The following is a 13,424-nucleotide window of genomic DNA, read 5'->3' as shown; positions in this document are numbered from 1 at the left end:
GCGGTGCCGGCGATGTTGGCCACCACGGCACGGCCGTCGTCGACGGTCTTGACCACGTCGGCGCGCAGCTTGTCGACCTTGTCGCGGTCGCGGGCCTTGTCCACGGGGATCTCGGTGGACTTGTAGACGTCCTTACCGGTCTCCTTGTTCAGTACCGGGGTGATGTCGTTGATGGAGTTGGTGCCGGCTTCGGTGGTGCCCATCTCGCGGGCCATGGCGTGTACGTCGATGTTCTTGCCCTGCACGCTCAGCGCGTTGCGGGCGGCGGCGGGGCCGCAGAAGTAGAAGTTCGGCTGCGCCTCGTAGCGCACGTCCAGCTCACGCTCACCATGACCGCTCTTGCGGTCGGCGACGATGGCGGCCTTCTCGGCCGGGGCGGCGTGGGCGGCGATGGCAGGGCCGGCGATGCCACCGGCGGTGGCGACGACACCGGCAGCGGTCAGAACGGTCTTGCGCAGCAGAGTGGTAGCCATGATGGTTGCCTCCCTGAAATGGGGGATACGCGGCGGGGGTGCCGCGAAGGGGGAAAGTCTTGGGGGGTGCCCGTGGAGGGGCTGGCACGCGGGCGGCCCGGAAGGGGCCTGCTCGTCGCGGCTCGGGGGATGTAACGACCTGCGGGCCGGGGATGATTCCCTCCGACGGTGGCTGCCAGCCGGGGGGTGACCGGTGGCGTGGGTCTGGGGATGTAACCACGACCGGACCGGGGCCATTCCCGGGGACGGCGGCGTGCCCGTCGCTCGGGGATGTAACGACGTCCGGGCCGGGCCGATTCCCTGACCTGGCGACCCGCGCGGGGGTGCCGGGCGGCTGGTGTTCGGCGCTCGTCCCGGTGTCCCGGGGTCAGCCATGTACAACGCCCCGCGCCCACCACCGATTCCACCCTGACGGTGGCACCGACCACAGCCCCGCAACACAGCGAACCGGACACCGACCGCCAAACGACCCGGCCCGCACATCGCCGACGGGTCCGCTAGCTCAAGAGCCCTCAAGATCCACCATGTGTGCGCGATCTTGCACTTATTGCCCCGGCAAACCTCGCAAAACAGGCAAGCCTTGGGCGGTAACTGCAAGATCGCGTGGGCGTGGGCGTGGGCGCGTCCGAAGGGCGGATTGGCGGTCTTGCCGATCGGGACGAGACCTCGTGCTGGGTGAGATCTTGGAACGAAATGGGCCCTATAGGGGCGCGTTCCTTCCAAGATCTCTTGTGGTCCTGAGGAGTGGAACAGTGCTCCCGGTGAGTAGGACAGCGGGTGGCGGAGCTGACCCGGGTGGGGCGGAGTGGGGGCGGTGGCCGAGAGTGGGACGGTGCGATATCTGCGCAGCGACGGCCGCGTCGCCATCCGCCGCCCCCGCCCCGCCGACGAGGCGGAGTTCGTCGCCGCCGCCCGGCGCAGCCGTGATCTGCACCATCCGTGGCTGTCCGCGCCGGACGACACGCAGCTGTACGCGGCGTACCTACGCAAGATCCGGCGGCGGGACAGTTCCGGGTTCCTGTTCTGCGACCGGGAGAGCGGTGAGATCGCCGGGTACGCGAACATCAGCGGCATCGTGTGGGGCGCGCTGCGCGGCGGCTACCTCGGATACGCGGCGTTCCACCCGTACGCCGGGACCGGGCACGCCTCGGCCGGGGTGCGGCTGGTGATCGGGTACGCGTTCGGGCCGCTCGGTCTGCACCGTCTCGAGGCGAACATCCAGCCCGGCAACGAGCCGTCGAAGCGGCTGGCGCGTCGGCTCGGCTTCCGGCTGGAGGGCTTCTCCCCGGACTACCTGTTCATCGACGGCGCGTGGCGCGACCACGAACGCTGGGCGATCACCGCCTGACGCCCGAGCCGCGCCACCGCCGAACCGAGCAGCCCCAGCTGCCCGGCTTCGGGAAGGCGACCGGACTGTGGTGCCCGGCCCGGTCCACCGCTCGCACACCGAAGAACACGTTGTCCTTGGACAGGTCGACGGTCACCTCGGTGACGTCGCCGACCGGCAGCACCCCGCGGCGGAGGCGGTACATCCTCGCGTCGATCGCGAGGAATGTCCATATAGCCGCTGATGGATGGATCTTGGGTACGTTTGTCGCAGGTCTGCCCGGGAACGGCAGCAGGCATGACGAAACCACGTGTGGTGATCGTGGGGGCCGGGTTCGCCGGGTACCACGCGGCCAAGACGTTGCGCCGACTGGCCCGCGACCGGGCCGAGATCGTCCTGCTGAACACGACCGACTACTTCCTCTACCTGCCGCTGCTGCCCGAGGTGGCGGCCGGCGTGGTGGAGCCGACCCGGATCGCCGTGCCGCTCGCCGGCACGCTCGACGGCGTCCGCGTGGTGGTCGGCGAGGCGGACCGGGTCGACCTGCAGAACCGGTGGGTCGGCTACCGCTCGATCGAGGGCGACCACGGTCAGCTCGCGTACGACCGGCTCGTGCTCAGCGTCGGCAGCGTCAACAAGCTGCTGCCGATTCCCGGCGTGACCGAGTACGCCCACGGCTTCCGCGGCCTGCCCGAGGCGCTGTACCTGCACGATCACGTGGTCCGGCAGATCGAGCTGGCCGAGCTGACCGACGACCCGGCCGAGCAGCGGGCCCGCGCCACGTTCGTGGTGGTCGGCGCCGGCTACACCGGCACCGAGGTGGCCGCGCACGGGCAGCTGTTCACCGACCGGCTGATGGCCCAGCGCCCGCACCTGAAGGTCCGGCCGCGCTGGATGCTGCTCGACCTCGCGCCCCGGGTGCTGCCCGAACTGGACCGGCGGATGTCGGTCACCGCCGACCGGGTGCTGCGCAAGCGCGGCGTGGACGTGCGGATGAACACATCGGTCGCCGAGGCCACCCCGGACGGGGTGATGCTCACCGACGGCGAGTACGTCCCGACGTGCAGCCTCGTCTGGTGCGTCGGCGTACGCCCCGACCCGTTCGTGGCCGAGCTGGGGCTGCGCACCGAGAAGGGCCGGCTGGTGGTCGACGAGTTCCTCAACGTCCCCGGCTTCCCGGAGGTGTTCGCCTGCGGCGACGCCGCCGCCGTGCCCGATCCGACCCGCCCCGGGCAGGTGTGCGCGATGACCGCGCAGCACGCCCAGCGGCAGGGCAAGCTGGCCGCGCACAACATCGCCGCGTCCTACGGTCAGGGCGTGCGCAAGTCGTACAAGCATCACGACCTGGGCTGGGTGGTGGACCTGGGCGGCAAGGACGCGGCGGCGAACCCGCTGAAGGTCCCGCTGGCCGGGCTGCCGGCCAAGGCCGTCACCCGCGGCTACCACCTGCTCGCCATGCCCGGTAACCGGCCCCGGGTCGCCGCGGACTGGGCGCTCGACGCGACTCTGCCCCGCCCCGCCGTGCAACTGGGCCTGGTCCCGGCCAACGCGGTGCCGCTGGAGAGCGAGTCACCGGAGCTGGCCCGCCGCCGCTGAACGCCGCGCACCCGCCGGCCGGCCCTCACCCGCCGGCCGGCGGCCGCTGCGCCGGCTCGCCGTCGGCCGGCTCCGGCAGGGCCTGCCGCCCGGCCGGCACGAACTCGCGCAGCAGCACCTGCGCGATGCCGGCCGCCGGGATCGCCAGCAGCGCGCCGACCAGGCCGCCCAGCTCCACCGCCAGCAGCAGGCTGACCAGCACCGTCAACGGGTTGAGCCGCACCGCGCGGGCCATGATGACCGGCTGCAGCAGATGGTTCTCCACCTGCTGGTAGACCACGAAGAAGACGAGCACCACGATGCCGGCGGTGGGGGAGTGCACGAATCCCGCCCCGGCCGCGGCGATCGCCCCGAGCGTGGCGCCGACCAGCGGGATCAGGTCCACCACGGCGACCGTCAGCGCGATCACCGCGGCGAACGGCACGCCGAGCAGGAACAGCACGACGAACGTCAGGCCGCCGCAGATCACGCTGATCAGCACGTTGCCGCTGAGGTAGCCGGTGACGATCCGGGACGAGTCACGGCCGATGCGCCGCAGCCGCCGCGCCGGGCCGTCGCCGACCAGCCGCAGCGTCGCGGCGACGATCTTCGGCGCCTCCAGCACCATCAGGTACGCCAGCACCACCACCGTGACCAGCGCGGTCACCGCCTGGGCCACGCTGCGGACCACCCCGACCGTCGGGTCGCCGAGCCGCGAGCCGAACCGGCGCAGCTGGCCCGGCTCGGCGTACCGGAGCAGGTGGAAGCGATCCAGCAGCCGCCCGACCGGTCCCCGCCCGGCCTGGGCCTCGCGCACCAGCTCCGGCAGCCGGTCGGCGAAGCGGGCCACCTCGTCCACCAGCGGCACCAGGATCAGCGCGCCGACCGCGGCGAACAGCGCGAACGCGGCCAGGAACACCAGCAGCGTGGCCAGCGCGCGGCGGCGTACGCGCCGCTGCAGGCGGTCCACGAGCGGTTTCAGCGCGACCGCGAAGAACACCGCCACCAGACCCCACACCAGCACCCGCCGGGTCGCCCAGACCAGCGCCAGCCCGACCACCGTGGCTAGGACCAGCCCGATCACGACAAGCGTCCGGCGCGCGGTGGACCGGTCGTCGGCGGTGCTCATCCGGCGCGGCTACCCGCCGCGCGGGGCGGAAAACCCGGCTCAGCCCAGGTCGGCGTCGGTGACCGGGAGGGCGCCGGCGGCGAACGCGTCGAGCGTCGCGTCGTGCAGCACGGTTCCGGGCACCGGATCGGCGGCGGCCCGGGCGGCGAGCCGGCGCGCCGGCAGCCGTCCCGGCGTGGGCGAGGCGGCCAGCACCACGTTGCCGTACCGCCGTCCGCGCAGCATCCGCCGGTCGGCCACCAGGCAGACGTCGGCGAACACCGCCCGCAGCGTGGCCACCTGCCCCCGGGTGTGCGCCAGCGGCGGCAGGTCGGTGAGGTTGATCAGATAGATGCCGTCCGGGCGCAGCACGCGGGCCACCTGCGTCGCGAACTCGACCGCCGCCACCTGCGGGGGCATCCGGGCCGCCCGGTACACGTCGGCCACCACCACGTCGTACGCCCCGGACGGCGCCTCGGTGACCGCCTCCCGGGCGTCACCGATCGCGACCACCACCTTCGGCGGCAGCGGCGGCAGCTTCCGCCGGACCAGCTCGACCACGCCCGGGTCCCGCTCGATCACCCGCTGCGCGGAACCGGGCCGGGTGTGCGCGAGCCAGCGCGGCAGTGTGAGCGCGCCCCCGCCCAGGTGCAGCGCCGTCAGCGCCGCGCCCCGCGGGGCGGCCAGGTCGATCGCGGCGGCGATCCGCCGCACGTACTCGAAGTGCAGGTACCGGGCGTCGGCCACGTCCACGTACGACTGCTCGACCCCGTCGGCCAGCAGCGTGCGCCCGGACGGGCGGGCCGGGTCCACCACGATCTCCAGGGTCTCGGTGTCGTCGTGATCCACGGCGGCACACGGTACCGCCCGGCCACGGATGGCCCCGGCCCGCGGGGGACCGGGACCGTTCCGCCGCCGGGTCAGCCGGCCGCCATCCCGGCGCCGGCCTCGTCGACTGCCGCGTCCACCCGGTGCGCGAGGTCGACGTCCGCCGCGGTCACGCCGTCGACCTGCTGTGTGCGGACCGTCAGCACGGCGTTGTCCGGGTCCGGCCGCCCGATCTGCGGCGCGCGCCCGGCCTCGGCCTTGAGCTGGTCCAGCCGGTCGAGCACCCGGTCCAGGTTGCCGCCGGGCAACTCGATCGTGCGCACCAGCGACCGCCGGTCGCTGGACCAGTAGGGCAGCGCCGCGAGCGCGTCACGCAGCTCCGGCTCGGTCAGTGGCGCGGTGGCCGAGGACGCGCCCACCAGGCCGCCGCCGAAGTCGGTCGGCCCGAGCAGGTCACGCAACTCGTCGGGTACGCGCAGCGACTCGACCAGCTCCGCGTCGGCCTCATTGAGCGCGGCGAGCGTCGCCTCGGCCTGGTAGCGCGCCTGCTCCGGGGTGAGGCGGCTGTAGCGGCCGACCTCGGCCAGGAATCCGGGCAGGTCGCGGCGGGGTTCCATACCGTAGACCGGCACCACGTCGTGCAGGGTCAGCGGCACCGCCTCCAGCAGTCGCTCCCGTTCCACCTCGTCCAGTGCCTGGGCCAGGGCCAGCACGGTGCCCTCCGCGGCGACCTTGGCCGTGGTGAAGTCCACCCCGGCGCGCCGGCTCACGTCGTCGACGAGATCCCGGTAGCTCATCGAGACCCCGGGTGACGGCGTCGGGTCCGGCAGCGGGCGCTGCTGCTCCGCGACGGCGACCGGCGGCGGCGCGGGACCGCCGCGCGTGGTGTCCGGCTTGTGCCGTCCGGCCGGCGGCGGGCCGGACCGGTCGTGCCGGTCCAGCGAGGTGACCTGCTTGGACGCGCTCAGGCTGGCGCCGGTCTGGCTCGGCCGCAGCCCTCGCTCGCGGGCCTCGCGGGCGAGAGCCCGGCGGCGCTGGTTGTCGCCCTCCATCTGCTTGCGCATCGTCGCACCTCGTTCCTGGTCGGTTGCGCTTGCGCCGACCGCGTTCCCGGCGCTGCCGGGAAGCTAACGGGAGGCCCGCCCGGCGGAGGCTTCACTCGCTGCGGGTGAGGAGCGCTCACCCCGGCGGGCGGCAGGATCGGATGGACCGGACAACTTCCGACGCACGCGGAAGGGCAGGTCGACATGAAACGGATCGTGGAGATCGTCCCCGCCCGTCCCGGGTGGTACGCCCGCTGGCGGATCGGCCCGGACGTCACCCGCTGCTACCCGGTGACCCTCTGGGCGCTGCTGGAGCACCACGACGGCACCGGGCGTGAGGTGATCGGCGTCGACTGCGTCGGGCAGTGGCCGGGCGCGGACGACGACGGTGTTACCGGAGACTTCGTCCGTTACCTGTTCCAGACGCCCGATTCCGGCGCGCCGGAGGACGCCGAGGCCCCGATCGTGGGAGAGCCGCACACCACCGGCCCGCGCCGGCAGGCCGCGCCCGCCGCCTGAGCCATCCTCCCGGCCCCCGGCCCCTGGTCCCAGGGCCGGGGGCCACCCCTTCCCGGCAACGGCGTGCCGCGCGGTCAGCCCACCTCGCGGGCGCCGCCGGTCACGTCGCGGGGCGGGGCGGCCAGCAGCTCGGCCAGGCCGGTGCGGTCCAGCAGATGCCGTACCTGCGGATTGGTGTTGCGCAGCCGGACCGCGCCGGTGCCGGAGCGGTGGATCACCACGAGCGCGCTCAGCCCGGACGAGTCGCAGAGGACCACGCCGCCGAAGTCGAGCTCCACCTCCTGGCAGCCGTCGCGGCGAAGCCGCGCAACGGCCTCGACCAGTTCCGGGGCGGTGTCGTAGTCCAGCTCACCGGCCAGCCGCACCCGGACGGCGCCGGCGTCGAGCCGGTCCACCTCGATGGTCAGCATCTGGGAGGGCACGCTCCCATGTTCCCAGCCGGACCCCGGCGGGAAACCCCCGGGGTCACGCGGAGGCGGCCGAACCCGTGGCGGGCGGCCCGGTCCGGTCGTCGACCGGCGCACGGTCGAGCAGGCCGGTGACGCCGGTCAGGTCGAGAATGGTCTCCAGGAACCGCGGGACCGCGCGCAGCTCGATCCGGGTGCCGACCTGCTGCCCCTCCCGCCAGGCGTGCACGATCACGGACAGGCCGGTGCTGTCCAGGAACAGCAGGTCGGCGAAGTCGAGCACGAGCGTCGCGGGACGCCCGGCGAGCAGCCGGTCGACCTCCGCGCGCAGCGGCGCCGCGGTGGCGTAGGCCAGGTCGCCGCCGACGCCGATCACCGGGACGGCAGGGTCGGAACGATCCACGGAGATGCTCAGCGGGGTCGCCTCGGACCTTCTGCGTTGAGGAACCACCATCACGCCTTTCCGCACGCTGCCGGTCGGGCAGGGATGCCTGGATCGTAACAACAGCGGCACCGCCCCGCTGGGCGCGCGCGGGACGCCCCAGCAGCGTCGGCTGGGTGGCGGTACCGGCATACCGGCGTAGTGTGGGGCGAAGAGATGTGGCCACAGGCGCCGTGCGGCGCCCCGGGGGTGCCGACGAGGAGAGTGGGGCTCAGCTGGTGACTGCTGCCGACGTCAGGGGTGCCGACCCGGGCGACGGACGGATCTCCACGCCGAGTGCCGCACGGGTCCCGGCGTGGTCCGCCGCCGCTGCGGCGACGCCTGCCCTGCCGCCGCTGGCAGCCGACCGCGGCCCCGCCGTCCCGGACTGGTCCGAGGTCGTCGAGCACTTCCGGGAGGGCCTTGTCGTCTGCGACGCCGACGGTGTCGTGCGGCACGTGAGCCCCGTCGCGGAGCGCCTGGTCCCGGAGGTGACCGCCGGCGAGCTGCTCGCCGCGGCGGGCGTGGACGCGCTGCGCGGCGACGGCCCGGCGGAGTTCACCCACCATGGGCGACGGCTGCGCGTACGGCCGGTCGCGCTGTCCGGTCACCGGCGTTGCTGGTACGTCGAGGACGTCACCGAGAGCGTCAGCCGGGCCGACGCGCTGCTGGCCGAGCGGGCCCGCTCGGCGTTCCTCGCCGTGGTCGGCGAGAAGCTCGGCAACCCGCTGCACCCCGACCGGGCGGCCGCGGCCGTGGTCCGCCTCGCCGTGCCGACGACGGCCGACGTGGCGGTCCTGGTGCTCGCCCCCCGCTCCGGCCGGTCCCGGTGGTGGCGGGCGGTACGCGCGGACGACCAGGCGCCCGTGGTGGACAGCGGCGTGCTGCCCGTCCCGGCGCTGCCCGTGGCCATCGAGGCCGGCCTGTCCGGCGCCGAGCCGCACGAGCTGGACTGGCTGGTCGAGCAGGCCGCCGAGGCGGGTTGGCTGCCCGGTCTGGGCACCTCCGGCGCCGTCGCCCGGGTGGTGCCGCTGCCCGGCCGGGATGCGCCGGCCGGCGCGCTGCTGGTGGCCCGCCGCGCCGACCGCTGGTACGACGAGGCCGATGTGGACCTGATCCGCGCGTTCGCGGCACGGGCCGGCGCGGCGCTGACCACCGCTCTGCTCTACCGCGACCAGGCCGAGGTCGCCGACACGCTGCAGGCCAGCCTGCTGCCGGTCGAGCCGGCTCCCGCGACCGGCGTGCAGTGGGGCACCGCGTACCGGCCCGCGCAGGCCGGAATGCGCATCGGCGGCGACTTCTACGGTTCGCACCAGCTCACCGACGGCGGGTCGGTCTTCTTTCTCGGTGACGTGTCGGGCAAGGGCGTGGAGGCGGCCGTCTTCACCGGCCAGCTGCGCCAGTGCCTGCAGGCGCTGCACCGGGTCGAGAGCCAGCCCGGGCGGCTGCTGAAGCTGCTCAACGACGCGCTGCTGGAGACCACCCAGGCACACGGGCAGGGCCGGTTCGCCACCATGGTCCTCGGCGTGGCGCGTCCGCACCGCGACGGCGGCCAGACCCTGACGCTGGCCGGTGGCGGGCACCTGCCCCCGCTGGTGCTGCGGGAGTCCGGTGACGTCGAGGTGGTGCCGTTGCGCGGCATGCTGATCGGCGTGGTGCCCGATCCCCGCATCGGCGAGGTCACCGTGCGCCTGGCGCCGGGGGAGACCTGCCTCTTCTACAGCGACGGCGTGACCGAGGCGCGGGGCGGCCGGCGCGGCGACGAGCAGTTCGGCGCCGAGCGGCTGCTCAACGCCGTGGCCGGCTGTAACCGGATGCCGGCGCCCGCGCTGGCCGAACGGGTCGAGCAGGTGACGTGTGACTGGCTCGCGCACGGCGACCACGACGACATAGCGGTGCTGGCGCTGCGGGCGACCGGCCCGGCCGGGCGGGCGCCCCGGCACCTGCACGCGGTGCCGGAACCGGCCGCGGCCGAGCTGACGAGGGAGTGGTCCGCGTGACAGTGCCGACTGTCGGGGTCGATGCGGGTCACGCCTTCGCCCGCTACCTGGAGTGCCTGGCCGACGCGGACGAGTCCGCCGCCGTGGCGGTGGCCGTGGGGCTGCTGGAGGCGGGCGTGCCCGCCGAGCGGGTGCTGCTCGACCTGGTCGCGCCGGCGCAGGCCGAGGTGGGCGAACGGTGGGCGCGCAACGAGTGGAGCGTCGCCGAGGAGCACGCCGCCACGCACATCAGCGAGCGGGTGGTGGCGGCGGTGGCCGCGTACGCCGATCCCCGGCCGACGCGGGGACGGATCGTGATGGCCTGCATGGACGGCGAGTGGCACGCGCTGCCGGCCCGGCTGGTGGCCGAGGTGCTGCGGTTGCGCGGCTGGCAGGTCGTCTTCCTCGGCGCCAGCGTGCCCGCCGCCCACCTGGTCTCCTACCTGCACCGTTACGACGCGGAGGCGGTGGCGCTGGCCTGCGCGCTGCCGATGCGGCTGCCGCACGCCCACCGGATGGTGGAGGCGTGCCGCCGTTCCGACGTGCCGGTGGTGGTGGGTGGCCGGGGCTTCGGCGAGGACGGCCGCTGGGCGCGTGTGCTGGGTGTGCCGTGGGCGCCGGACGCGCCGGCCGCGGCCGACCTGGTGGCCGACGAGCGGGCGCTGCGTGCGGCGCCGCCGGCCCGGCTGGACCACCTGGCCGACGACGAGTACGCCAGCCTGGTCAAGCGGCGCGGCGAGTTGATCGACAGCGCCCTGGCCGACCTGCGGGAGCGGGTGCCGTCGGTGTCCGGCTACACCCCGGCGCAGCTCGACTCCACGATCAGCGACCTCGGTTACATCGTGGACTTCCTGGCCGCCGCGCTCTATGTGGACGACGGGACGCTGTTCACCGCGTTCGTCGAGTGGCTGGTGGAGATCCTGGTCAGCCGCGGGGTGCCGGCGGGGGCGGTCGGCCTGACGCTGGAGCACTATGGACAGCAGTTGCGCGACTTCCCGCGCGCGGCCGGTTTCCTCGACCGGTCCCGGGCTCTGGTCGGCGGCCTGTCTGCGGCGGGCCGCTGACGGCACCCGGATGGGCCGTCCCATATACTTGCACTACTGCAAGCGTTCGCCTGCGGTGGGGAGCGAGGGGGGCCAGGGTGACGTTCACCGTCACGTACGCCCAGCGGGACGGGGGCGGTGTCTGCCTCCGGCTCGCCGGTGAGCTCGACCTGGGCACGGCCCCCGAGCTGAACTCGGCGATCGACCGGCTGATCGCCGAGGGTCAGCGCGAGCTGCTGCTCGACCTCGCCGAGCTGACCTTCTGCGACTCCACCGGCATCGCCGCCTTCGTGCGCGGGGACAATCTCGTCGCCGCCGACGGCGGCTGGCTGCGCCTGACCGGGGCGACCGGCCGGGTGGCCCGGGTGCTGCAGGTGACCGGGCTGGCCGAGGTGCTCCGGTACGCCCGTGACACCGTCGACCCGGCCGCGCCGGCCGCCTCCTGATCCGGTACATTTCCCCGCCAGCAACCGGCCGTGCGGCCGGCCGCCCTCCTCGAGACAAGCAGGTAAGACGATGGGTCAGAGCAGCCCGAGCCCGGTTCGCATCCTGGTGGTGGACGACGATCCGGGTGACGTCCTGATGATCGAGGAGGCGCTCGCCGACTCCGACGTCGACAAGGTCATCGACGTGGTCGCCGACGGTCAGGAGGCGATGGAGTTCCTCCGGCGCGAGGGCCGGCACGCCGAGGCGCAGCGTCCGGACGTGATCCTGCTCGACCTGAACATGCCCCGGATGGACGGGCGGCAGGTGCTCGGCGAGGTCAAGGGCGACGAGAGCCTGCGGACCATCCCGATCGTGGTGCTGACCACCTCCAACGCCGACACCGACGTGGTCAGCAGCTACACGTTGCAGGCCAACGCGTACGTGACCAAGCCGATCGACCTGGACGACTTCAACGACGTGGTACGCCGCATCGACGAGTTCTTCGGCCGGGTGGTCGTGCTCCCGAAGCACCAGTAGGTGCGGGAAGTCCGGGCCTCCGCATCCTGAACATTTTGTGGGAACGGCCCCGCCCGTGAGCGACCGGCCCGCAGGATCGGCAGTGGGGACGAACACCGGCTGCCTGGGGGGCGACGCATGAGGTTCTCGGTGGTGGAGACCGGATACGACAGGCGTCAGGTGGATTCCTGCCTCGACGAGCTGAGCCTGCGGCTGGGGCGGCTGGCGGCGCGGGCGGAGGGCGCCGCCGGGGCCGGCCGGGAGTGGGATCAGATCCGGTCCGACGCCCTGCACCTGTGCGACTTCCTGCACCGGCGGACCGCGCCGGTCGAGGGCCCGGAGGCGGCCCGCCCGTCGCCGGCCGAGCGGGAGGCCGCCGAGCTGCTGGCCACCGCCCGCGCCGAGCTGGAGGCCGCCCGCGAGGAGGCCCGCCGGTTGCGGGAGGAGGCGTACGCCGACGCTCTGCGGGCCCGCCGCGAGTTCGAGGCGGCCCTGCTGGCACGGCGTCGCCGCGAGTCCCGGGTGGACGAGATCCTGGCCGGCGCGCGCGGCGAGCGGGTGCCGGTGGACACCCCGACCGCCGCCGCGGGCGTGCGGCCCGGCGCCGGGCGTGGCGCCGCCTGACCGGTCCGGGTCAGGTCAGCGCCGCCACGATCGTCGCGGCCCGGTCCTCGTGCCGGGCGTACGCGTCCGGGTACGCGGACACCTGCACCGCCTGGGCGGCGGCGGTGACGCTCATGTCCGCCCAGCCGGGCACCTCGCGCAGGGCGGTGTAGAAGGCGCGGGCCGCGTACGAGGGTCGCATGAGCTGGGCGACGGTGCCCCAGCCGCTGCTGGGGCGCTGCTGGAACAGCCCGACCGAGTCGTGGTCGGAGCCGCTGCCCTGGTGCGGGTGGTCGAAGGACTCCGGGAGCACGTCGCTGGCCAGGTTGTAGAGGTTGCTTTCCTGCATCGCGGTGGCCACCGCCACGACGAGCGCCCGGCGGGGCATGCCCATGTCCCGCCCCACATCCACGATGATCTTCGCGTTGTTCATCTGCCGCTGGTCCAGCCCGGCGACCGGCCGCGGGTTCTTCGGGCGGGCGGGCTTGCGCGGCGGCTTCTTCGTCGACGCGGCCGGGCTCGGCGTGGCGGCCGGGGCGGGCAGGACCGGCGCCGCGGCGACAGGTGGCGCGAGGCGGGTGAAGTCGCGGGAGGCCCGCTGCTCGGCGGCGGTCCGGTCGGCGACCGCCTCGCGTACGTCCAGCCGCGCGGGGCCGGCTTCGCCGACGCCTGCTACGCCGATCAGGCCGAGGCAGCAGGTGACGCCGGTGGCCACCGCGATCCGGCCCGGTACGGAGCGGGCCGGGCCGCGCCGGGGCTGCTCCGGGGCGCGGTGACGCCCCACTCTCCGTTCGGCTGATGCCGGGTCAATCGTTCGGCGAACCGGGCGGTTGGCGGGCAGCGGCTGGTGGGAGGGATGGTCGGGAGGCACCCGCCGAGGCTAGAGAGCTTCCGGCCCGTTGCCATCGGGGTGATTGGTGGCATGCGCCACAATCTGCCGGATTCGCGGCCGACAATTCACTCGGCCGATCACCAAACAAGCGAACCTCGCGTACCCGGAACATGCCTCATGTCGGCTTAAGGCCGGGAAAGCGGACGCGAGCACGAGCAACCCGGGCCGCGCGCCGCCCTCCACCGTTCGGAGGAGGGCAGGCTGGTCGAGCGGCCCGCCCGGCGCGGCGGTCCGCCGACCGGAAGCATCGACCGCCCCGGATGG

Annotated in this window: 16 protein-coding genes; 8 read left to right on the top strand and 8 right to left on the bottom strand. The window is 74.1% G+C overall.

Going from position 1 to position 13,424, the window contains the following annotated elements; all coding sequences use genetic code 11:
* Nucleotides 1-473 (bottom strand): C39 family peptidase (locus tag A8711_RS28095; protein WP_069089853.1); only part of this gene is annotated, 473 nt, incomplete at its 3' end.
* An 832-nt stretch (nt 474-1,305) separates the two neighbouring features.
* On the opposite strand from A8711_RS28095, the gene A8711_RS28090 reads away from it, so the two are divergent.
* Nucleotides 1,306-1,821, top strand: a complete 516-nt coding sequence (locus A8711_RS28090; RefSeq protein ID WP_043330194.1) for a GNAT family N-acetyltransferase — start codon at nt 1,306-1,308, stop codon at nt 1,819-1,821.
* On the opposite strand, the gene A8711_RS28085 is transcribed toward A8711_RS28090, so the two are convergent.
* The gene (locus A8711_RS28085) at nt 1,811-2,005 is read right to left on the bottom strand and encodes a hypothetical protein (RefSeq protein WP_043324577.1); all 195 of its coding nucleotides are present in this window, start codon (nt 2,003-2,005) and stop codon (nt 1,811-1,813) included. The two genes, A8711_RS28090 and A8711_RS28085, sit on opposite strands and share 11 nt — an antisense overlap.
* A gap of 92 nt (nt 2,006-2,097) precedes the next feature.
* On the opposite strand from A8711_RS28085, the gene A8711_RS28080 reads away from it, so the two are divergent.
* A complete protein-coding gene (locus tag A8711_RS28080; protein ID WP_064446170.1) occupies nt 2,098-3,396 on the top strand; it encodes an NAD(P)/FAD-dependent oxidoreductase in 1,299 nt (432 codons plus the stop codon).
* Nucleotides 3,397-3,421: 25 nt separating this feature from the next.
* Here A8711_RS28080 and A8711_RS28075 read toward each other — a convergent pair whose 3' ends face one another.
* The 3 genes from A8711_RS28075 to A8711_RS28065 form a co-directional block, all read right to left on the bottom strand.
* Nucleotides 3,422-4,504 carry an AI-2E family transporter gene (locus A8711_RS28075; RefSeq protein WP_043324573.1) on the bottom strand — a complete coding sequence of 361 codons (1,083 nt, stop codon included), beginning with the start codon at nt 4,502-4,504 and terminating at the stop codon, nt 3,422-3,424.
* A 39-nt stretch (nt 4,505-4,543) separates the two neighbouring features.
* Nucleotides 4,544-5,332, bottom strand: a complete 789-nt coding sequence (locus A8711_RS28070) for a spermidine synthase (RefSeq protein ID WP_176722899.1) — start codon at nt 5,330-5,332, stop codon at nt 4,544-4,546.
* 71 nt (nt 5,333-5,403) lie between these two features.
* Nucleotides 5,404-6,375, bottom strand: a complete 972-nt coding sequence (locus tag A8711_RS28065) for a DUF2267 domain-containing protein (RefSeq protein WP_069089851.1) — start codon at nt 6,373-6,375, stop codon at nt 5,404-5,406.
* A 183-nt stretch (nt 6,376-6,558) separates the two neighbouring features.
* Between A8711_RS28065 and A8711_RS28060 the strand changes: the two genes are divergently transcribed.
* Nucleotides 6,559-6,873 (top strand): hypothetical protein, encoded by a 315-nt coding sequence (locus tag A8711_RS28060; protein ID WP_069089850.1) that lies wholly within the window; start codon nt 6,559-6,561, stop codon nt 6,871-6,873.
* A gap of 74 nt (nt 6,874-6,947) precedes the next feature.
* Here the strand turns inward: A8711_RS28060 and A8711_RS28055 are convergent, their stop codons facing one another.
* Together A8711_RS28055 and A8711_RS28050 are read right to left on the bottom strand one after the other, a co-directional pair.
* Nucleotides 6,948-7,295, bottom strand: coding sequence for an STAS domain-containing protein (locus tag A8711_RS28055; protein ID WP_233514741.1), 348 nt, complete (start codon nt 7,293-7,295; stop codon nt 6,948-6,950).
* Nucleotides 7,296-7,338: 43 nt separating this feature from the next.
* Nucleotides 7,339-7,683 carry an STAS domain-containing protein gene (locus A8711_RS28050; RefSeq protein ID WP_043324565.1) on the bottom strand — a complete coding sequence of 115 codons (345 nt, stop codon included), beginning with the start codon at nt 7,681-7,683 and terminating at the stop codon, nt 7,339-7,341.
* A gap of 257 nt (nt 7,684-7,940) precedes the next feature.
* On the opposite strand from A8711_RS28050, the gene A8711_RS28045 reads away from it, so the two are divergent.
* From A8711_RS28045 to A8711_RS28025, 5 genes are all read left to right on the top strand, one after another.
* Nucleotides 7,941-9,701 (top strand): PP2C family protein-serine/threonine phosphatase, encoded by a 1,761-nt coding sequence (locus A8711_RS28045; RefSeq protein ID WP_069089848.1) that lies wholly within the window; start codon nt 7,941-7,943, stop codon nt 9,699-9,701.
* Nucleotides 9,698-10,744: a B12-binding domain-containing protein gene (locus A8711_RS28040; protein ID WP_043330192.1), complete on the top strand. Its 1,047-nt coding sequence runs from the start codon at nt 9,698-9,700 to the stop codon at nt 10,742-10,744. The genes A8711_RS28045 and A8711_RS28040 overlap by 4 nt, the downstream gene beginning before the upstream one ends.
* Before the next feature lie 77 nt (nt 10,745-10,821).
* The gene (locus A8711_RS28035; protein ID WP_043324561.1) at nt 10,822-11,169 is read left to right on the top strand and encodes an STAS domain-containing protein; all 348 of its coding nucleotides are present in this window, start codon (nt 10,822-10,824) and stop codon (nt 11,167-11,169) included.
* A gap of 70 nt (nt 11,170-11,239) precedes the next feature.
* Nucleotides 11,240-11,686 carry a response regulator gene (locus A8711_RS28030; protein ID WP_030504307.1) on the top strand — a complete coding sequence of 149 codons (447 nt, stop codon included), beginning with the start codon at nt 11,240-11,242 and terminating at the stop codon, nt 11,684-11,686.
* Nucleotides 11,687-11,803: 117 nt separating this feature from the next.
* Nucleotides 11,804-12,289, top strand: a complete 486-nt coding sequence (locus A8711_RS28025; protein ID WP_069089847.1) for an ATPase — start codon at nt 11,804-11,806, stop codon at nt 12,287-12,289.
* Between the two features lie 10 nt (nt 12,290-12,299).
* Here the strand turns inward: A8711_RS28025 and A8711_RS28020 are convergent, their stop codons facing one another.
* Nucleotides 12,300-13,139, bottom strand: a complete 840-nt coding sequence (locus A8711_RS28020) for a hypothetical protein (RefSeq protein ID WP_069089846.1) — start codon at nt 13,137-13,139, stop codon at nt 12,300-12,302.
* Nucleotides 13,140-13,424 lie beyond the last annotated feature (285 nt).

This window comes from Micromonospora sp. II, from assembly GCF_001709195.1.
Taxonomy (GTDB): Bacteria; Actinomycetota; Actinomycetes; order Mycobacteriales; family Micromonosporaceae; genus Micromonospora; species Micromonospora chalcea.
This window is presented reverse-complemented; position numbering and strand designations above follow the sequence as displayed.